The organism is Aeromonas sp. Marseille-Q5825, from assembly GCF_946892685.1.
GTDB lineage: Bacteria > Pseudomonadota > Gammaproteobacteria > Enterobacterales > Aeromonadaceae > Aeromonas > Aeromonas rivipollensis.
The window spans coordinates 419011-439914 of the sequence record NZ_CAMPOU010000001.1; the positions used below are offsets into that span (position 1 = coordinate 419011).

Sequence of the window (20904 nt, forward strand, 5' to 3'; positions counted from 1 at the left end):
GAGCCGGGCATTGCCCGGCTCTCTGTTTATGCTGATGTCGCGGCTTCGCTGCGAGCGTGTGCTCAGCGCTGGAAGGGGTAGACGGATCCCAGTTTCAGGATCTGGGTCAGCTCGTCCAGGGCGGTGCGGGTCTCCAGCACCAGGGAAGGATCGCGCAGATCGTCCAGCGACAGGCTGTCGCGGTAGTGGCGCTCGACCCAGTTGTCCAGACGGACAAACTGGCTGTCGTTGATGAGGCAGGCCGGGTTGACCGCCGCCAGCTCGGCGTCGTTCATGGCAACCCGCAGTCGCAGGCAGGCGGGGCCGCCGCCGTTGCGCATACTCTGCTTCACATCCATGAAGTGCACCCCCTTGATGGGCGTGCCCAGGGTCACCAGCTTGGCCAGATAGGCGGATACCGCCGGATTGTCACGGCACTCGGTGGGGGCGATGATCGCCATCTCGCCGCTCGGCAGGGTCAGGATCTGGGTGTTGAACAGATAGGATTTCACCGCATCCTGCACCGACACCTCATTGGTCGGCACCTCGATGAAGTGCAGCTCCCCCTCGCCGAACTTGGTGCGCACCTCGGTCAGGGCCGCCTCGGTATGGAGGAAGGCCTGCTGGTGGAAGAAGAGCACGTTCTGGTTGCCCACCGCTATCACGTCGTTATGGAACACCCCCTGATCGATCACGTCCGGGTTCTGCTGGATGAAGACGGCGCTCTCTTCCCCGAGTCCATGCAGGCGGGCAATGGCCTGGCTCGCCTCCAGGGTCTGGCGGGCCGGGTAGCGCTTGGGGGCGGGCTGGGAGACGTCGAAGGCGCTGCGGCCATAGACGAACAGCTCGACCCCGGCCTCGCCGTAGGCGCGACACAGACGGGTGTGGTTGGCGGCCCCCTCGTCACCGAAGTGATCGTTCTGTGGCAGGTGCTGGTGGTGGCTGAAGTGACGATCGTTGTTGAACACGGCGCGCAGGATGCGGCCAGTCACTTCGGGCTCCAGGGAGCGGTGGAACTTGTTGGTCAGGTTGGCGGGGGTGAAATGGATGCGGCCATCCTGGGTGTCGGCGCTCGGCGAGACGGTGGCGGCGTTGGCGGTCCACATGCTGGAGGCGGAGTAACAGGCGGCCAGCACGGCAGGGGCCTGTTTCGCGGCCTGGGCCAGCACGCTGGCATCGTTGCCGGTGAAGCCGAGGCGGCGCAGGGTAGCGAGATCCGGCCGCTCCTGGGGCGCCAGTACCCCTTGCGTCATGCCAAGCTCGGTCAGCGCCTTCATCTTGCGCAGCCCCTGCTTGGCGGCCTCCTTCGGATTGGACGCTTCCTTGGCGTTGCTTTGGGACGCCACATTGCCATAGGAGAGGCCGGCATAGTTGTGGGTGGGGCCGACCAGGCCGTCGAAGTTGACCTCGAAGTGCTTCATGACTACATCCTTTCGATTTTTATATGGGGAGCGGTTCCTTCCGCGCACAAAGCTGCGGCGTGCGGCCATTATAAAGAGATTTCATCCTTTGTAACAAGCTGATAACCAAGGTGGTTTTTTATGTGACGGGGGTGGCTGGATATGTCATTTCCAATCTAAAAAAGGGGGTGATATAGCATAAAAACAAAAAAGCGGTTGCTTCCCGCGCGTCCCCTTCGCATTAATAAATAAAGAAGCAAGGCGGTTCGGGCTGCATGGCAAATTTGTTCACAAGATTGCTTTTTCCCGTCAAATCTCTTATACAGCCCCACAAAACCGCACGCCAACCCCGTCGGGTGCAATGAGGATAATAGTTACAGCATGGGCAAATCACTGGTCATAGTGGAGTCTCCGGCCAAGGCCAAGACCATCAACAAATATTTGGGCAAGGACTACGTGGTGAAATCCAGCGTCGGTCACGTGCGCGATCTGCCGACCAGCGGCAGCGCCAGCACAGAGCCCAAAAAACCTGTCATTCGCGGCATCAAGCTCAGCGAATCCGAGAAGGCGGCCAAGGATCGCAACGCCCTGTTCTCCAGGATGGGGATCAACCCGACCGCAGGCTGGCAGGCCAACTACCAGATTTTGCCCGGCAAGGAGAAAGTGGTCAGCGAGTTGCAGAGTCTGGCCGAGAAGGCCGACACCATCTATCTCGCAACCGACTTGGACAGAGAAGGAGAGGCGATCGCCTGGCACCTGCGCGAGATCATCGGCGGTGATGACAGCCGCTACAAGCGGGTGGTGTTTAACGAGATCACCAAGACCGCCATCCAGGAGGCCTTTGCCCAGCCGTCCGATCTGAACATCCATCGCGTCAACGCCCAGCAGGCTCGTCGCTTCCTCGACCGAGTGGTGGGCTACATGGTCTCCCCGCTCTTGTGGAAGAAGCTGGCCCGCGGTCTCTCCGCCGGTCGTGTGCAGTCCGTCGCGGTGCGCCTCATCGTCGATAAAGAGCGTGAGATCAAGGCCTTCGTGCCGGTAGAGTTCTGGGATCTCAACGCCGACCTGCTGACCGGTGACAAGGCCGATCTGCGGATGGAAGTGGTCAGCCGCAACGGCGTCGACTTCAAGCCGGTGACCCAGGCCGAGACCTTCGCCGCCGTGGCCGCCCTGGAAGGGGTCGACTACAAGGTGGTGAACCGGGAAGACAAGCCGACCGGCTCCAAGCCGTCCGCCCCCTTCATCACCTCCACCCTGCAGCAGGCGGCCTCTACCCGACTGAGCTTCGGGGTCAAGAAGACCATGATGATGGCCCAGCGTCTCTACGAAGCGGGTTACATCACTTACATGCGTACCGACTCCACCAACCTCAGCAAAGAGGCGGTCGAGGCGGTGCGCGAATATATCGGCGAGCAGTATGGCGCCGCCTACCTGCCGGCCGAGCCGACTCTCTATGGTTCCAAGGCTGGCGCCCAGGAGGCCCACGAGGCGATCCGTCCCTCCAGCGTGCTGGTGACTGCCGAGATGCTGGAAGGGATGGAGCCGGACGCCATGCGGCTCTATGACCTCATCTGGCGCCAGTTTGTGGCGTGCCAGATGACCCCGGCCCAGTACGATTCCTCTACCCTGACCGTCAAGGCGGGCGAGTTCGAGCTCAAGGCCCGCGGTCGCACCCTGCGCTTCGCCGGTTGGACCAAGGCCTTGCCGCCCATGGGCCGCAAGGGGGAAGACAGCCAGCTGCCGGCGGTGACTGTGGGCGAGATCCTGAAGCTGGTCAAGCTGGATCCCCGTCAGCACTTCACCAAGCCGCCCGCCCGCTTCACCGAAGCGGCCCTGGTGCGCGAGCTGGAAAAACGCGGCATAGGCCGCCCGTCCACCTACGCCTCCATCATCTCCACCATCGTCGATCGCGGCTATGTACGGGTCGAGAGCCGCCGCTTCTTCGCCGAGAAGATGGGCGAGATCGTCACCGACCGTCTGGTGGAGAACTTCGTCGAGCTGATGAACTACGAGTTCACCGCCAAGATGGAAGACAAGCTCGATGGCATCGCCGAAGGCAGCCTGGAGTGGAAGAAGGTGCTGGACGCCTTCTACGCCGAGTTTACCCAGGAGCTGGAGCAGGCCGACAAGCCGGCGGAAGAGGGAGGCATGCGTGCCAACCAGATGGTGCTGACCGATATCGACTGCCCGGACTGCGGCCGCAAGATGGGCATTCGCACCGCCACCACAGGGGTCTTCCTCGGCTGCTCCGGCTATGCGCTGCCGCCGAAAGAGCGCTGCAAGAAGACCATCAATCTGGTCAGTGCGGACGAGTTCGTCTCCGCCACCGACGGTGACGAGGCCGAGACCGAGGCGCTGCGCGCCAAGCACCGCTGCGGCGTCTGCGGCACCGCCATGGATGCCTACATCATCGACGACAGCCGCAAGCTGCACGTCTGTGGTCGCAACCCGGACTGCGACGGTTACGAAATCGAGCAGGGCCAGTTCAAGCTCAAGGGCTATGAAGGGCCGAGCATCGAGTGCGATCGCTGCGGCTCCGAGATGCAGCTCAAGAACGGCCGCTTCGGCAAGTACATGGGTTGCACCAACGAGACCTGCAAGAACACCCGCAAGATCCTGAAAAATGGTGACATAGCGCCGCCGAAGGAAGATCCGGTGCCGCTGCCCGAGCTCAAGTGCACCCAGTCCGACGCCCACTTCGTGCTGCGTGACGGGGCGGCCGGTCTCTTCCTCGCCGCCAGCAACTTCCCGAAATCCCGTGAGACTCGTGCGCCACTGGTGGAGGAGCTCAAGCGCTTCCGTGACCGGCTGTCGCCCAAGCATCAGTACCTGGCCGACGCCCCGGCGTCAGATCCTGACGGTAACGCATCCGTGGTGCGCTTCAGCCGCAAGAGCAAGGAGCAGTACGTGATGACGGAGGTGAACGGCAAGGCAACGGGCTGGACCGCCCATTACGACAATGGGAAGTGGCAGGAGAGCCTGGCTAAGGCGAAGAAGTCCTGATCGCGTCACCGCTCACATCATGATGAAAGAGGCCCCTTGCGAGGGGCCTTTTTATTGGGAGATGGCGGTATACTGAGAGGGCTGCATGGATGGCAGCACAAGACAGGGAGGTTGTCATGGAGATACATGAAATCCGGCCAGGCATGACCTGCCTGACGCGGGAAGGAACGGCCTATGTGCTGGAAGTGGACAGGCAGAGTCTGCTGGTATTGCTGCAGCGGGAAGACGAGACCATACCGGTGCAGGTGCGTTGCGACGACATCCTGGGCCCCCTTGCCAGCGACTAGTGACGGCGCCCCTGACAGGCGCTAGAACGGGATCAGAAAGAGCAGCTCGGCGAGGTCGGGCTGCCACTGCCACTCCCGCATCCTGACCCGCCCCTTGATCACCGGCACCCCCTCTTCCTGCAATCTTCCTATCTGTTCATCGAAACCCGCCGAGCCCTTGGGCAAGGAGATGGTACCGCCTGCGCCCAGCACGCGATGCCAGGGCAGCGTCTTGTCCGTCTCCCGCAGCACTTTTCCCACCAGCCGCGCCCGCCCGGGCAGGCCCGCCAGATCGGCGACCTGGCCATAGCTCACCACGCGACCGGCCGGGATCAGGGCCAGGATAGCCTCGATGCGTGCCACCTTGTTCAAGGGGGAAGGGGGAGGGGTCATCATCATGGGGCGTTACTCGGCGTGAAACAAAAGCGCCACCATTGTGGCGCTTCCGTGGTCTGGGGGGCAACAGGGGATCCTGCTCAGCCGAAGGTCTGGCTCAGCCCCCTGAGCTCGCTGGCGCGCTTGAGCAGCTCCTGGCTGGAGTTGTCCACCGCCTGGATCTTCTGGCTGTTGGCGCGGGAGTACTGGGAGATCTGGTGGATGTTGCGGCTGATTTCCTCCACCACCGCCTGCTGCTGTTCGGCCGCGGCGGCTATCTGGGTGGAGAACTCGGTCACCTGATCTATCTCCCCCAGCACCAGATGCAGGTTGCCGGACCCCTGGCGGGTCATCAGGGCGCATTCGCGGGTCTGGGCCAGGTTGTCCTGCATCATCCCCTGCCAGCGGCCCAGGGTCTGCTGGATCTGGCGGATGCTGCCCTGGATCTGCTCGGTCGCCTTGTGGGTGCGGGTGGACAGGGTGCGCACCTCGTCCGCCACCACCGCAAAGCCGCGTCCCTGCTCGCCGGCTCTGGCCGCCTCGATGGCGGCGTTGAGGGCCAGCAGGTTGGTCTGCTCGGCGATGCCCTGGATCTCGCCCATGACGCTGCCGATCCGCTCGGATTCGTTCGCCAGCTCGACGGCGGAGTGGAAGGCATGCTCCGCCTGCCTGGCCAGCAGCTCCATCTGTTGCTCGGTCTGATCCAGCTGCTGCACCGTATGCTGGCAACTGCTGCGTGCCTCTGTCACCTGGCTGTTGGTGTCCTGGATGTTGCGCGCTATCTCGTGGGCAGTGCTGGCCATCTGGGTCATGGCGGCGGCCATCTGCTGGGTCTGGGCGTCCTGCTCGTTGATGTCGAGGAAGGCTTGATGGGAAGAGTCCTGCAGGTCGGTCGCCAGGGTCTGCAGGGGATGGGTGGCGTCGTTGACCCGACCCAGCACGGTGCGGATGCGGGCCTGCAGCATCTTCAAATGAAAATCGGCGATGGCGCCGGGGGCGTCCCCCGAGTAGACCAGCCGGGTCAGGCTGTCATATTGCTGGCCGAGCCGCTTGAGGTAGCGTGGCAGCGAGATGAGCTCGCGCCAGTAAGCGCCGGCGACGGCCAGCAGGGGCAGCAGCATCAGCAGCACAGTCAGGGCTCCCTGAGAGAAGGCCGCCCAGCCAAAGAGCCCCAGCATCAGCAGGCCGAGCAGCAGGGGTCTGGCACTGTGCAGGGAGGGTAGCTTGCTGGCACCGCCCTGTTCGGCCTTGAGCAGGGCCTGATAGGCCTGGGCGGCAACCTGCTTGAGCTGGGGTTCGGGCTTGCAGCGCACCGACTGGTAGCCGCTTATCTTGCCGTTCTCGTAGATGGGGGTCACATAGGCATCGACCCAGTAATAGCGGCCATCCTTGCAGCGGTTCTTGACCATGCCACGCCAGGGGTTGCCCTCCTTGAGGCGATCCCAGAGGTCGGCGAAGGCGGCCTTGGGCATGTCGGGGTGACGCACCAGGTTGTGGTTGTGTCCGACCAGTTCATCGACATGGTAGCCGGCGATGCGGCAGAAGGCGGGGTTGGCGTAGGTGATGACGCCGCGCAGATCCGTGGTGGAGACGAGTTGCACGTCGGCGGGGAACTCAACTTCACTGTCCTGGATCTGGACGTGTTTGCGGGCCATAAGGATAAGCTCCGATGCGTTGCTGGTTGTTATTGTGGTTGAACCGGATGCAGGCCCGGGCGCAGTGCGTCTTGCCCGGCCTCATCGGGGGCCTTATTTTGCCAACAAAGGCGGAGTAAAAGTAGGGGCCAGGTTGGATTTTTGTTGTTTGGTGGTAAAAAAATGGCGACCAAAAGGTCGCCAAAAAGAGAAAGATAACACTACCTCTGTGGCACCCGGTAACGCACCTGTAACTGATCGAGGATCTGCAGCTGGCCGGGCAGGCGGGCGGCGAAGTGATCCCAGGCCTTGCGGGCGGGGTCGCTCCAGGCCACCTCGGCCGTGGCGAGCATGCGCGGGAACAACATGTAGTCGAGACGATCGCGAGAGGTGATCAGTTCCGACCACAAGGGGCTCAGCACCCCCAGGATGTTATCGTTGGCATGGAAATCGGCCGGTGCAGGATCGCATAGATAGACCTGCTCCAGATTGAGGGTGCCCGCCCAGTAGAGCCCGGGTTCATGAACATCCGGGCTCCAGGCGAGATCCAGATAGAGAGACTGGGCCGGGGCCATCACCACGGGGTAGCCCGCGGAGGCGGCATCCAGCCCCGCCTGGAAGCTGGTCCAGGCGAAGATGGTGGCGTCCCGGCTCACCTTGTCCCCGTGCAGTATCTCCTCCCAGCCCAGCATCTGCTTGCCCCTGGCCGCCAGGTATTGCTGGCAGTGGCGCAGCAGGTGGCCCTGCAGCTCCCGGCAATCGGTATAGCCCTGCTCTGCCATCAACTGCTGACAGGCGGGGCTGTCGGTCCAGACCCCGGTCGGCACCTCGTCCCCCCCCATGTGCACCTGAGTGCCGGGGAAGAGCGCGCACACCTCGTCGATCACCGCCTCCAGGAAGCGATAGGTGCCGGGCAGGGCCGGGTTGAGCACGTTGTCGTCAAAATATTGCACCGAGAGGTAGCGGGAGCTGTCCGCCTCTTCCTGCAGCAGCTCGGGCAGCGCCTTGATGGCCGCGTGGCAGTGACCCGGGATGTCTATCTCCGGGATGATGGTGATGCCGAGCCCGGCGGCATAGGCCACCAGCTCGCGCACCTCGCTCTGGGTGTAGTAACCGCCATAAGGATCGGGGCCGCCGCTGAGCTGGGGGCCGACCGCCAGGCCATGTCCCCGCCAGGCCGCCACTTCGGTCAGCCGGGGGAAGGCCTTGATCTCGAGGCGCCAGCCCTCGTCATCGGTCAGGTGCCAGTGGAAGCGGTTGAACTTGTAGAGGCTCATCTGCTTGAGCAGGCGCTTGAGGGTGGCGATGGAGTGGAAGTGGCGGGCGCAGTCGAGGAAGATGCCGCGAAAACCGAACCTGGGCGCGTCCTCCACCTCGAGGCAGGGCAGGCTCTCCCCGTGTTGCAGGGCCCACTGGGCCAGGGTCACCAGACCGTGGCGCCAGCCCGCCTCGCCGGCAGCCCGGATGCGGATCTCCTCTGTGGTGATGACGAGCTGGTAAGCCTCCTGGGGGAGCTGTGCCTCGACCAGGTGGATCTCGGCGTCGTGATCCTGGGTCAGGGCGAGCCCCGTCAGCTCGTTGAAATGGGCCAGCAGGGGGGCCAGGGAGACAGGGCCGCTGACATGGGCCCGCTCGGCCAGGCGGAAGTTGCCCTCCGGCAGCCGCAGCTGAGCCGGCTGGGGCACTATGCCGTTGGCGGGCTCCACCTCGGGCAGGTCGGGGGCCGCCGCCGGGCTCGGCGGCAGACCGAGCTCCTGGCCCGCCTGCACCAGGGGTTGCAGCTGCGGCTGGGCGCCTTCGTCCGTCAGGCTGAGGAAGAAGCCCTGGGGCAGATCGGAGTAGCGCTTGATGGGGGTGTTGCGGCAGCAAAAACGCAGCTCGCTGACCCCCTCATGGGGCACCAGCACCTTGTAGCTGCCGCTCTGGCGCGCCAGGGAACCTCCCTCCACCGACAGGGAGTCTATGTGGCGGGCCAGGCAGAAGTGCAGCTTCCAGGGGCTGGCCGGGAGCTGGCTCAGGGTGAAGCGGAACCAGACGTCTTCACCGTCGCGACGGTCGATCTGGGTATGGATCAGGGGTGCAGACATGGGTATTCCTCTGATTGGGCGAACAGTGTGGTGCCCTCTTTGGCGCAGGCTTCACGCCAGGCAGGGCTCAAGGATGCAGGCATGGGTAGGTCTTTGACTGGGCGAACAGGGCTCAGGGATGCAGGCATGGATAGGCGTCCGACTGGGCGAACAGTGCTCAGGGGTGCAGGCATGGATAGGCCTCCGACTGGGCGAACAGGATGGCGCCTTCCAGCGCATCGGCTTGCGGGGGCACCAGGTTGAGGTGTCCCAGGCGAGGGGCCAGGCGCATGCCGACGCCGCCCAGCAGGGCGATGCGGTCGGCTCCCAGCAGCCCCATACCCTCCAGCAGGGTCTGCAACTGGGCGCAGGTTTCGTCCAGCAGCTGGTTGGCGAGCTCATCCCCGTCGCTGGCGGCGTCGAACACCCAGGGGGCGAAGCGGCCATAGTCGGCGGGAATGGCGCGGGCGGCCCAGCGCACCACCTCGGCCTGATCCCGCTTGAAGTGATCGAGCAGGCGCACGGCGAGCAGGCTGGGGGGCAGGATGCCGTCGTGGCAGAGCAGGGATTGCTGAATGGCGCGCAGCCCCAGCCAGGCGCCGCTGCCCAGATCCGAGATGGGGAAGCCGCGCCCCGAGCAGCTATGGAGCTGACCATGGCGGTAGATGAGCCCGGCAGACCCTGTGCCTGCAATGAGGATGGCCCCCTCCCGGCCACCAAAGGCGCCGAGGCAGGCGCCGAAGGCGTCGGAGGTGAGCCGCACGCTCGCGAAGGGGAAGGGCATCTCGAGAAGGGCCTGGTAGCAGTCGGCCAGTTCGGCGGAGGCCAGCGCCAGCCCAACCCCCATCCGCTGTTCGCACTCGATGCCAAGCCCGGCGGCCAGCCGGGCGCTGGCGATGGCTGCCAGCACATTGGCGTGAGCAACCTCTATGCCGAGCTCCAGGTTGGAGCCCGCGGCGCGCCCCTCTCCCAGCACTCTGCCCGCCTTGTCCCGAATGCGGGCGCGGGTGTGGGTGCCGCCGCCATCGACCCCGACCCAGAACTCAATCATGACGAGCCTCCGGCGCACTCTGCCAACTGATGGCCAGGGCAAACCAGTCGCACTGCATGGAGGATCCACTGCTCTCCCCAGTGCCCGTTATGATCGAACCGATCCTTGTGCGTCTCAATCATGACGAGCCTCCGGTACACATTGCCAGCTGATGGCCAGGGCAAACCAGGCTGAATGATTGGAGGAGCCACTGCTCTCTCCTGCGCCAATGATGTCCGAGCCGATCCTTGTGCGTCTCAATCATGACGAGCCTCCGGCGTACTCTGCCAGCTGATGGCCAGGGCGAACCAGGCTGCGTGGGGGATCCACTGCTCCCCCCAGCGCCAGTTCTGATCCAGCCGATCCCTGTACTCCTCGGGAATGAAGGCCACCTCAGCCTCGTCATCGAACCCGGCGGTGATGCCGTTGCAGATGCCGCCGAGGGCATTGGGATAACCGGCTGTATAGCTCGGATTGTTGATGCCGTGCCCCGCCAGCATGCAGGCGTTGAAGGGGTTTTGCCCGAGGATCCAGTCGAGCTGGCGCTGACCGAACGTCATCAGAAGTGGGCTCTGCTGGGGGAAGTGGAGGGCCGCGGCGAAGGCCATGGCGGCCAGGGAGGCCAGCCGGGCATTCTCCCCCTGCCACCAGTAACCGGACTCGTTGTGGTGGGGCATAAAGAAGCTGATGCGAGGGTCTTCGTCGACCCCTTTCACATACTGGCGGGCGAGGACGAAGGGGTTGCCCGCCCGGGCGGCGAGGGCCAGCTCGGCGGCCAGCGCCTGCTGCACCACGGCATTCACCCGGGCGCGGCGCTCCTGATCCGGCTCGACTCCAAGGTATTCCAGCAGAGCCAGCACCGGCAGACCTGCCTCGGCGGCGTGGTAGTAGGGGCGCGAGCCGTCGTCGTTGGCACTCCAGTAGTGGCCGAGCTCGGGGTGGGGGCGCTGGCGGGCGCAGAGCCTGCCGGCCCTCTCCCTTGCCTCCCCGAGCCAGTCGCTGCCAAGGGTCTGGGTCAGCTCGACCGCCGCCAGCAGGGCGCAATAGTCGTCGATGATGTTCTCGAGGCCGTCGTCCAGGTAGGCGAGGTTGTGCTCGCGCAGGTGCAGGTAGCCGCGCCTGGCCGCCTCGGCATAGTGGCTGGTATCGAAGTCGCCGCCGGTCTGCTCGCGGGCGGCCCGGGCCAGGGCGGCGATGGCCATGCCGCCCCCCTGGCGAAAGCCCGCCTGCCAGTTGGCTGACTTGAGTCCCTGCTGGGTGGCGTAGGCGCACAGCTCGCGCTGCTCGGGATCCTTGCTCCACTTGTCGAACAGCGTCATGTAGAAGAAGCCGCTCTCATCTTGCATCCGGCAGAGAAAATCCGCCCCGTGCAGCCCCTCGTCACTGAGCCGCTTGCAGAGGTTCAGCCCGTCGATGTCGCGGCGCGTCGCCAGGAGCGCCCGGCTCTTGAGCAGGCTCCACACCACCAGGGGGGTCTGCTGGGGATTGAGGTAGTTGGCGTAGGAGAGGTGGCTCAGGTATTTGCTCATGTCGCCGCTGGCATCGAACCAGCCGCCGTGCACATCCTTGCGCTGGTCGGTGCCAAACAGTCGGGCGCTGCGGTCGGCTCTATCGAAGGCGCCGCTGGCACGCTGGCCCTTGAAGTAGTGAATGACATCGGAGAGGCAGCGGCTGGTCAGCAGATCCTGACCTATGGCGAAGCGGGTGGAGCGGACTATGCCCTGTGCTGTGATCGCCTCCAGCCGGTAGTGGCCGGACTCCTTGAAGGCGCTGAAGTCGGCACGCCAGTAGGCGCGTCCCTGCCAGCCGGGCACCTGGCCTGCGGCCTGGAGAGGAACCTCCAGCAGCAGGCGGTCATCATGCAGGCGCCGCAGTCGCACCAGGCCGCTTATCTCCACGTCGGCGTCGGTCTGCAGCAGGGCAATCTTGTGTCCGTCACAATCGTAACCCACTTGATTGATCAAGAGTTCCATCCAGCTTTACTCCCTGGTCTGGGGCAATGAAGGGGCCTCGCTAGGAGGCCCGGGTGAAGGTGTCGCGGGCCGGTAAAGCCGCCCCCGGCGTGGGGGGCTGGATTATTCGTGCAGGTAGCAGCGCACGAAGTGGTTGTCGGCAAGCTTGGTCACCGGCGGCAGGCTCTCCTTGCAGCGAGCCATTGCCTGATGGCAGCGACCGGCGAAGGGGCAGCCCCGGGATTCCGGGGTCCAGAGCGGGATTTCCCCCTTGCGGCCCCCCTCCAGCTCGGCATGGATGCTCTTCTCGGGATCCGGCACCGCCGAGATGAGCAACTGGGTATAGGGGTGCTGGGGGTGGTGCAGTATCTCGTCCACCTCGCCCCACTCCACCATGTGCCCCACGTACATCACCGCGAGATCTTCCGCCACGTAGCGGGCGGTGGCGATGTCGTGGGTGATGTAGAGCATGGAGACGCCGAGCTCGTTCTTCATCTGCTCCATCAGGTTGAGGATGCCGATGCGAATGGAGACGTCGAGCATGGAGGTGGGCTCGTCCGCCAGCACCACTTCCGCCTCCACCGCCAGGTTGCGGGCTATGTTGACCCGCTGGCGCTGGCCGCCGGAGAGCTGGTGCGGATACTTGGCCGCCGTCGCCTTGGCCGGGGTCAGCCCCACTTTTTCCAGCAGGGCATAGACCATGTCCGGCAGATCTTTCTTGTCGAGCACCTTGCTGTGCAGCAGCAGGGGGCGGGCTATGTGGTGGTAGATGGTGTGGGTCGGATTGAGCGAACCGAACGGGTCTTGCCATACCATCTGCACGCTCTGGCGATAGTCCAGCAGGGCAGTGCCCTTGTTGAACTCCTCCAGATCCCGGCCGCGGTAGAGGATGCGGCCGTTGGAGAGCTTGTACATCTTGGCGATGATCTTGGCGATGGTGCTCTTGCCGGAGCCCGACTCCCCCACCACCGCCAGGGCGCGGCCCCGGTGCAGGTTGAAGGTGATGTCGGAGAGGGCCCGCATCTTGCCGCTCTTGATGGCATTGGAGTTGACGGCGAAGTCCTTGTAGAGATGCTGGACCTCGATGATGGGCGCGTCGGTTTGGGCGATTTGCATGACAGACATCCTTAACAGCCAGCGGCCTTGTCCAGATAGATGGGGTGGTCCAGTTGTTCCTCGGCCGAGTCATAGAGGTGGCAGGCGGCCTGCTGCCCGGGCCGGATCTCGGCGAGGGCGGTATATTCCTGACGGCAGCGATCGTGCACCTTGCCGCAGCGGGCCTGGAAGCGGCAGCCGACCGGCACCTCCAGCAGGTTGAGCGGGGTGCCGGGGATCCCCTCCAGCACGGTTTTCGGGCCGTGCAGGGGCGGGAAGGAGTTGCCGAGCCCCTTGGTATAGGGGTGCAGGGGCGCAGTCAGTATCGCCTTGGCCGGCGCCACCTCCACCAGTTCGCCGGCATACATGATGCCGATGCGATCGCAGAACTCGACCATGAGCGAGAGGTCGTGGGTGATGAAGAGAATGGAGAAGTTGAACTTCGCCTTGAGGGCGTAGACCTTCTGCAGTATCTCCCGCTGCACCACCACATCCAGCGCCGTGGTGGGCTCATCCATGATCAAGAGCTCGGGGTTGAGGGCCATGGCGATGGCGATCACCAGCCGCTGGCGCATGCCGCCGGAGAACTGGTGCGGGTAGTCCTTGAGCCGGCTCGGGTGGATGTCGACTATCTCCAGCAGCTCCTGGGCGCGCTTGATCGCCTCGTAGCGGGCCATGCCGGGGTTGTGGGCCAGCAGCACGTCGCAGAACTGCTCCTCCATGCGCAGCACCGGGTTCAAGGCATTCATGGCGGACTGGAACACCACGCTCGCCTGGCGCCAGCGGTAGCTGCGCAGCCGCTCGTCGTCGAAACCGAGGATGTTCTCCCCCTTGAACAGGATCTCGCCGCCGCTGATGTAGGCGGGCGGCTTGTGCAGCCGGGCTACCGAGAAGGCGACCGTGGACTTGCCGCAGCCGGACTCGCCGGCGAGGCCGAAGACTTCGCCTGGGGCTATGTCAAAGCTGACCGAGTTGACGGCGCGCACGTCGCCGCTCTCTGTGATGTAGTCGACGCAGAGCTGGCGCACCGACAGCAGGGGTTGTTGCGAGCTCATGCTGTCTTCTCCTGGGCTGCGATGGGGGTGACGGGGGTGGCGAGCTGTTTCCAGCGGCGCAGACCCTTGTGAGAGCGCAGTTGCGGGTTGGCGATTTCGTCGATGGCGAAGTTGAGCATGGCCAGACCCGCCCCCAGGGTGGCGATGGCGAAGCAGGGGGCCAGGATCTCCCACCAGGCGCCTACCAGGATGGCGCTGGAGGTCTGGGCGTTGTAGAGCATGATGCCCCAGCTGACCACGGTCGGATCGCCGAGCCCCAGGAACTCCAGGGTCGCCTCGGTGACGATGGCGTAGATGATGGAGCCGATGAAGCTCACCCCTATGATGGAGATGAGGTTGGGCAGTATCTCCACCAGTATGATGCGCCAGGCCGGCTCCCCCAGCACTTCGGCGGCGATGACGAACTCTTTCTCCCGCAGCGCCAGGGTCTGGGCACGGATGACCCGGGCGCCATAGGCCCAGGAGGTAAAGCCTATGATGAGCGCAATCACCGTCGGTGACGCCTCCCCGATAAAGCTTGCCAATACCAGCAGCAGAGGGAGGTTGGGGATCACCAGCACCACGTTCATCAGGAAGGTGAGGCACTCATCCACCACGCCGCCGAAGTAACCGGCTGTGATGCCGATGCCGATGGCGAGGGCGCAGACCAGCAGGCCTGCCCCGAAGCCCACCATGAGGGAGATGCGGGCGCCACTGGTGAACTGGGCCCAGAGATCGTGGCCCATGCGGTTGGAGCCCATCACCAGCTCCACGCTGGGGGGCTGGTGCGGGCGGGCGACCCGCTTGGTGGGCTCGTTGCTGGCGAGCAGCGGGGCAAAGAGGGCCATCAGCACGAAGGTGACCACGATGGCGAGGCCGAAGGCGGCCTTCTTGTTGCCCAGCAGGATTTTTAAAATAGTCGGCATACGCATCTTATTTGCCTCCTGTACGCAGACGGGGATCCAGGAAGACATAGAGCACGTCCGCCAGGAAGTTGAAGCTGAGCATGGTGATGGTCATGATGAGCAGTTGCCCCTGAATGAGCGGGTAGTCGCGGGCCAGTATGCCCTGGTAGAGGGTGAGCCCGAGGCCCGGGTAGTTGAAGATCACCTCTGTGATGAGGGAGCCGCCGATGACGAAGCCGAGCGCCATGGAGAGGGCGGTGACGCTGGGCAGCACGGCGTTGCGGGCGCCGTAGTTGAAGATGACCCTGTTGCTGGAGAGCCCCTTGGCCTTGGCCATGGTGATGTAGTCCTCCCCCAAGAGGTTAATCATGTTGTTGCGCATGGTGATGAGGAAGCCCCCCACCTGCACCATGGCCAGGGTACCCACCGGCATGATGGCGTGCAGCATGATGCTCTTGATGTGTTCCCAGCCGAAATCGGCGGGGATCTCCGGGCTGTAGGCGTAGCCGATGGGCAGCCAGCCGAGACTGACCCCGAACAGGAAGAGGGCGAGCAGGGAGACCACCACGGGCGGAATGGCCTGCATCACCAGGGTGAGCGGGGAGAGGATGCTGTCCATGCGTCCCCCCCGGTACCAGGCGGCGAAGATGCCGACGATGGAGCCGATGGAGAAGCTCAGTATGGTGGAGGTGCCCACCAGGAACAGGGTCCAGCCGATGGCGCGGCCGAGCACGTCGGCGACCGGTTGGGGGTAGTAGCGCACCGAGGTGCCGAGATCCCAGGTGAAGACACTCTTCACATAGGCGAGAAACTGGGTGGTAATGGGACCGTCAACGAACCCGAAGGTGGCCTTGAGGGCCTCGAGGGCGGCAGGTTCCATCATGGCGCCGGCCCGGGCGAACATGACGGAGACGGGATCTCCGGGCATGGCTCTGGGCAGCAGGAAGTTGATGGTGGCGGCCACCAGGAAGGCGACCAGATAGAAGGAGAAGCGTCTTAGTATAAATCCCATGGTGATACCTTTTACTGCAAGCCTGCCCCGCGCCGGGCAAAGCTCCCCCAACCCCGTAGGATTCGGGGGATGGAAGACATGGCGGGGAAAAAGGCCCCCCGCAGGGGGCCGAGGTGATTAGCTGTTTGGCTTGAGTGACAACACGTGCAGCAGACGTTCCGGGGTGTCCGGGTGTACCTGCGGCTTGGCGACCGGGTTGTCGGCACTGAACCAGCCATTGAAGCGCTTGGTGCTGTATTCGTACCAGGTCGGGTTGTTGAACACCGGGATTATGGTCTGGTTGGCACCGACGCGTTCCTGGATGGCAAACATGATCTCCTTCTGCTTGGCCGCATCGGCGGTCTGGGTGAAGTCATCGATCAGCTTGTCGAGCTCGGGATCCTTGTAACGGGGCGCCGCGAAGCGGTTGCCGCGCTCACCCATGTTGCGGGAGTGGAAGGCGGTCTCGAAGTACTTGTGCGGGTTGGCACCGGCAAAGTAACCCTGCAGGGCGACGTCGAAGTCACCTGTGATCAGGTTCTCGGTCCAGACGGTGGCTTCCGGGGTGGAGGTCTTGGCGTTCAGGCCCAGCGCCTGCAGCCCTTCCACACCGATCTGGACTGTGTTGACCCAGTCGGTCCAGCCGTTCGGTACCAGCACCTTGAACTCGATCTTCTTGCAGCTCGGGGTGTCGAGGAACTTGTCGCCGTCACAGTCCTTGTAGCCCGCTTCCTTCAGCAGAGCCTTGGCACCTTCCAGGTCGAACTTGTTGTATTTGCCGTATTTCTTCTCGACGTCCGGGTTGTCCCAGGAGGCGAATGCCTTGCCAAGGCCCGACGGATATTCGTTGACGGTCGGGTAGCCGTAGCCTGCAATGTCCACCATGGACTGGCGGTCCATCGCCATGGAGAAGGCGCGGCGGAAGTTGATGTCGTTGAAGGCTTCGTTATTGCCCGGGTTCTTGCTCTGGAAGTTGACGTTGAACGCCACTGTGCCGGAGGCGGGGAACCAGTACTTGTTGTTCTTGGGATCGTTGCCGACGTAGAGGCGCTCGATGTCCGGCACAAAGGATCCGAACCAGTCCACGTCACCCTTCATCACAGCAGCCAGTACCTGGTCGTTGGTGGCCATCTGCGGCATGCGCAGGCAGTCGATGGCGAGGTTGGCGTTGTCCCAGTAGTGCGGGTTGCGGCACTGGGTATAGAGCTGGGCGGAGAAGTTGTCCACTTCGGTGAAGGGACCTGTGCCGACCGGCTTGTCGTTGGTGAAGGCAACCGGGTCTTTTACCGACTTCCACTGATGCTCGGGGACTATGGGCACTAGCACCAGGTCGTTCACCACGTTGGTGTTGACCTCGGCCAGGTCGAATTTGACCTTGTGCTCACCCAGCTTCTCGACACCCTTGATCTGAGTCCAGATGGAGCGCTCATCCAGCGCCTTGTTGGCCTTGACCAGGTTGAAGGAGAAGAGGATGTCGTCGGCGGTGAAGGCTTCACCATCGGACCACTTGACCCCTTCGCGCAGGTCAAAGGTGACCGACTTCAGGTCATCGCTGAAGGCGTAGTTGGTGGCCAGACGATAGACGGGTTTGCCACCCTGCATATCGTTGAAGATCACCAGCGGCTCATAGATGAAGTGACGGGTGGTGTGCAGCAGACCGGCCTGCAGGAAGGGGTTGAAGTTCTTGACCCATGCGGTCTCCTGTTGCGCGACCAGGGTCAGCACCGTCTTGTTCTCGGCGGCCATGGCGGTGCCGGCGGCACCGAGCATCAGGGTTCCCAGCATGACTGAGGTAGCGATTTTGGATACTTTGGCAAGCATATTTTTTCCTTTCTTATTGGTCTTCCATGGTTTTGGAATGGAGCACCGGATCCCATGCTTGGATGCCGGCCCTCAATGTTGGTCAGGTTTTGCACCCTTGTAGTTGTGTCATCCAACGCCCTTAGAAAAGCAGAGTTAACAGGAAAACAACAACTCTTCATTTCGTCGATATCGTAAAAACTCGGACTCTCTCGTCATTATCGTCAAACTCTATTTTTAATCCTTTTAAATTATACGCTTGCATTAATTCTCACAAAGTACGAAGTCACCCTTTATGACAATTCAAAGACGATAGTGTGAAGTGGATCGTGCTCGTTTTTGCTCCCCTTCAGTGGCTTTTTTTTGAGCTTGAAACAAGCGAACCGAGGGGCTGGGCAGAACTGTGCGCTGGCTCACTAAGGGGCATCTCCCGGTGAGTCGGGTGATGATGGGTGGCGTCCTATTTGCGCAAGGACCCGGCGCCGGCTGCCGAGGGGTTTTCGTGTCGGTTGATTAGGGGCAATAAAAAAGCCAGTCAGCATTCACTGACTGGCTTTTGACTGGCTTTTGACTGGCTTTTGGCGGGCGCCACATCCGTTAGCGGATTACTTGACCAGGCTGGCCCAGAGGTCGTACTCGTCCGCCTCGTCGATGCGGACCTCGTCCACGCCGTAGGCGGAGGTGTCCTGGGAGATGACCAGGATCTCCTTCACGCCGGCCTCTTTCAGGCGCTTGGCCTCGGCCAGTACCTCGCCGATGGCTTCCAGCGACTCCTGTACCGCACTGTCGATGAAGCCGCAGGTGTTGACCACCACCAGCTCCGCATCGTCATAGCTGGGTACCTCTGAGCCGGGTGGGCCAGGCCAACGAGAGCTGGTCTTCAGCTTTGCCGTGGTCGGTCAGGGGGCCGACATCCATGTCACCACGGGCAACTGGAATTTCGTGTTCGGTGACAATATCCAGGCGATCCTGGACACCAATCTGGGCTCCCTATTCGGGATCCTGACCCAGGAGTTCACCTCGACCGGGCAGGCCAAGACCGCCTTTACCTTCACCCCGGCCGATCTGCCGCGCCAGCTGCAGAACCGGTTGCTGGGTCATGGCGGGAAAGTACGCCTTGGCTCCCGATCCCTTCCACTCCCCGGCTGGTTATGATATCCATTCGATAACCTTGTCTAGAGCATGCCGGTCTCGGAGCCTCGCTGCTGGCGAGGCCGCCGCTCGCGGGTGCGACCCTGGGTTTCGCCTCGCCGTGTTCATCCTTCCCCAGCCGGTCAGGGGTTATACGAAAAAGAGGCTTTATGGAGTTGTTGTTACTGGCGGATGCGCCATCTGCCGCAGTCGTGGTTGCCTCATGGTATTTTGACGAATGGTGCCGCGACAGTGGTCGCTTTACTCAAGATCAGGTGCTGGCCAAGGTCATGGCGGCCACCCAGGTTGACCGGGCTCCGCTGATCGTACTGGCCCGTCAGGCCGGTGAATGGGTGGGGGCTGCCGAGCTCAAGATCCGTGAAATGGCGATATTTCCCGAGTACGAATATTGGTTAGGTGGGGTATATGTCGTTGAAAAAGCGCGCGGGCAGGGGGTCGCCTCCTTGCTGGTAACAGAGATCCTCAGCCGCGCTCGCAGGGCGGGGATCAGCAAGCTGTACTTGCAAACCGAAAACCTGACCGGTGGCGTTTATTGCCGTCATGGTTTCAAGGCCGTTGAGGAGGTCAATGATAAAGGCGTTCATGTTCTGGTGATGGTGGCGGATACCGGCATCTAATCCTCGTCAGAAGCGCTGATCTGGTGACACCTGGCGCAGCAGCTTGCGGCCTGCTTCAGCGCGCATAACCATTTCGTACTATCAATAAAAAAAGCCGGTCAGGGTCACTGACTGGCTTTTTTATTGGCGCCTGCCGGACAGGCGCCGTCATGAATTGCGGACTTAGCCTACCAGGCTGGCCCACAGATCGTACTCGTCCGCCTCGTCGATGCGGACCTTGACCAGATCGCCGGGCTTCAGATCGGTTTCGCCGTTCAGGTAGACCAGGCCGTCGATCTCGGGGGCGTCGGCGAAGGAGCGGCCAGTGGCGCCCTCTTCGTCCACTTCGTCGATCAGCACTGTCATCTCCTGGCCGACCTTGCGGGCCAGCTTGCGAACGGAGACCTGCTGTTGCAGCTCCATGAAGCGCTGGAAGCGCTCTTCCTGGACGTCTTCTGGCACAGGATCCGGCAGCTCGTTGGCCTTGGCGCCTTCGACTGGGCTGTATTTGAAGCAGCCAACCCTGTCCAGCTCCGCCTTGTCGATGAAGTCCAGCAGCATCTGGAACTCTTCTTCGGTCTCGCCGGGGAAGCCGACGATGAAGGTGGAGCGCAGGGTGATCTCGGGGCAGATCTCGCGCCACTTCTGGATGCGCTCCAGGGTGCGCTCGACGGTACCCGGGCGCTTCATCAGCTTCAGGATGCGCGGGCTGGCGTGTTGCAGCGGTATGTCCAGGTAGGGCAGTACCTTGCCATCGCGCATCAGCGGGATGACGTCATCCACGTGGGGATAGGGGTAGACGTAGTGCAGGCGCACCCAGATGTCGAGCTTGGCCAGCTCTTCGCACAGGGCGACCATGCTGGTCTTGACCGGCATGCCGTCGTAGAAACCGGTGCGGTGCTTGACGTCCACGCCGTAGGCGGAGGTGTCCTGGGAGATGACCAGGATCTCCTTCACGCCGGCTTCTTTCAGGCGCTTGGCCTCGGCCAGTACCTCGCCGATGGGACGGCTCACCAGATCCCCGCGCATGGAGGGGATGATGCAGAAGGTGCAGCGGTGGTTGCAGCCCTCGGAGATCTTGAGGTAGGCGTAGTGACGGGGGGTCAGCTTGACGCCGTGGGCCGGCACCAGGCTGGTGAAGGGGTTGTGGGTCGGCTTCGCCACGTACTTGTGGACGTGGCCCAGCACCTCTTCATAGGCGTGGGGGCCGGTGATCTCGAGCACCTTGGGGTGGATCTCGCGGATCTGGTTCTCTTTGGCGCCGAGGCAGCCGGTGACTATCACCTTGCCGTTTTCGGCCAGGGCCTCGCCGATGGCTTCCAGCGACTCCTGAACCGCGCTGTCGATGAAGCCGCAGGTGTTGACCACCACCAGCTCCGCATCGTCATAGCTGGGCACCACATCGTACCCTTCGGTACGCAGCTGGGTCAGGATACGCTCGGAATCGACCAGATTTTTGGGGCAACCCAAGGAGACGAATCCTACTTTGGGGGCCTGTTTTGTGTTGGACATCGCTCAATCACTCTTAGGTGGCTCTTATTCAAGGGCGCGGATTTTACCGGAATGGCTAACCAAAAACTATACAACCGAGGTTGTCAGGCCGAACAATATTTACGGTCAGCTTCT

The 20904-nt window shown here is 62.9% G+C and carries 16 protein-coding genes and 1 pseudogene; 4 read left to right on the forward strand and 13 right to left on the reverse strand.

Translation table 11 applies throughout. From position 1 onward, the window contains the following. Positions 1-62: 62 nt before the first annotated feature. Positions 63-1400, reverse strand: coding sequence for an N-succinylarginine dihydrolase (gene astB / locus OC537_RS02000; protein WP_262108890.1), 1338 nt, complete (start codon positions 1398-1400; stop codon positions 63-65). 360 nt (positions 1401-1760) lie between these two features. On the opposite strand from astB, the gene topA reads away from it, so the two are divergent. Continuing rightward, positions 1761-4382, forward strand: a complete 2622-nt coding sequence (topA, locus tag OC537_RS02005; RefSeq protein WP_262108893.1) for a type I DNA topoisomerase — start codon at positions 1761-1763, stop codon at positions 4380-4382. Between the two features lie 116 nt (positions 4383-4498). Further along, on the forward strand, positions 4499-4669 hold the full coding sequence (locus OC537_RS02010) for a hypothetical protein (RefSeq protein ID WP_162852227.1): 171 nt from the start codon (positions 4499-4501) through the stop codon (positions 4667-4669). Positions 4670-4690: 21 nt separating this feature from the next. Here OC537_RS02010 and OC537_RS02015 read toward each other — a convergent pair whose 3' ends face one another. From OC537_RS02015 to OC537_RS02065, 11 genes and pseudogenes are all read right to left on the reverse strand, one after another. Beyond that, the gene (locus tag OC537_RS02015) at positions 4691-5047 is read right to left on the reverse strand and encodes an MGMT family protein (protein ID WP_106887491.1); all 357 of its coding nucleotides are present in this window, start codon (positions 5045-5047) and stop codon (positions 4691-4693) included. 77 nt (positions 5048-5124) lie between these two features. Beyond that, on the reverse strand, positions 5125-6678 hold the full coding sequence (locus tag OC537_RS02020; protein WP_111910285.1) for a methyl-accepting chemotaxis protein: 1554 nt from the start codon (positions 6676-6678) through the stop codon (positions 5125-5127). A 200-nt stretch (positions 6679-6878) separates the two neighbouring features. Then, positions 6879-8744, reverse strand: coding sequence for a beta-N-acetylhexosaminidase (locus tag OC537_RS02025; RefSeq protein ID WP_262108899.1), 1866 nt, complete (start codon positions 8742-8744; stop codon positions 6879-6881). Positions 8745-8901: 157 nt separating this feature from the next. Next, entirely contained in the window at positions 8902-9774 is an 873-nt protein-coding gene (locus tag OC537_RS02030) for a BadF/BadG/BcrA/BcrD ATPase family protein (RefSeq protein WP_262108902.1), read from the reverse strand. A gap of 236 nt (positions 9775-10010) precedes the next feature. Further along, a complete protein-coding gene (locus OC537_RS02035) occupies positions 10011-11726 on the reverse strand; it encodes a glycoside hydrolase family 9 protein (protein ID WP_262108904.1) in 1716 nt (571 codons plus the stop codon). A gap of 102 nt (positions 11727-11828) precedes the next feature. Then, positions 11829-12821 (reverse strand): ABC transporter ATP-binding protein, encoded by a 993-nt coding sequence (locus OC537_RS02040; RefSeq protein ID WP_111910281.1) that lies wholly within the window; start codon positions 12819-12821, stop codon positions 11829-11831. Positions 12822-12832: 11 nt separating this feature from the next. Next, entirely contained in the window at positions 12833-13855 is a 1023-nt protein-coding gene (locus OC537_RS02045; protein WP_262108906.1) for an ABC transporter ATP-binding protein, read from the reverse strand. Then, positions 13852-14766: an ABC transporter permease gene (locus OC537_RS02050; protein ID WP_163147766.1), complete on the reverse strand. Its 915-nt coding sequence runs from the start codon at positions 14764-14766 to the stop codon at positions 13852-13854. The genes OC537_RS02045 and OC537_RS02050 overlap by 4 nt, the downstream gene beginning before the upstream one ends. A 1-nt stretch (position 14767) precedes the next feature. Then, entirely contained in the window at positions 14768-15751 is a 984-nt protein-coding gene (locus OC537_RS02055; RefSeq protein ID WP_042648440.1) for an ABC transporter permease, read from the reverse strand. A gap of 117 nt (positions 15752-15868) precedes the next feature. Further along, complete coding sequence (locus OC537_RS02060) at positions 15869-17551, reverse strand: ABC transporter substrate-binding protein (RefSeq protein WP_106887484.1); 1683 nt, start codon at positions 17549-17551, stop codon at positions 15869-15871. Between the two features lie 641 nt (positions 17552-18192). Then, positions 18193-18372, reverse strand: a pseudogene (locus OC537_RS02065) (hypothetical protein); the annotation flags it as partial. Between the two features lie 49 nt (positions 18373-18421). Between OC537_RS02065 and OC537_RS02070 the strand changes: the two are divergent. Continuing rightward, positions 18422-18685, forward strand: coding sequence for a hypothetical protein (locus OC537_RS02070; RefSeq protein WP_262108914.1), 264 nt, complete (start codon positions 18422-18424; stop codon positions 18683-18685). Positions 18686-18831: 146 nt separating this feature from the next. After that, positions 18832-19299, forward strand: coding sequence for a GNAT family N-acetyltransferase (locus tag OC537_RS02075; RefSeq protein ID WP_111910278.1), 468 nt, complete (start codon positions 18832-18834; stop codon positions 19297-19299). A 162-nt stretch (positions 19300-19461) separates the two neighbouring features. Here OC537_RS02075 and rimO read toward each other — a convergent pair whose 3' ends face one another. After that, positions 19462-20790, reverse strand: a complete 1329-nt coding sequence (gene rimO / locus OC537_RS02080) for a 30S ribosomal protein S12 methylthiotransferase RimO (protein WP_171275699.1) — start codon at positions 20788-20790, stop codon at positions 19462-19464. Positions 20791-20904: the final 114 nt, after the last annotated feature.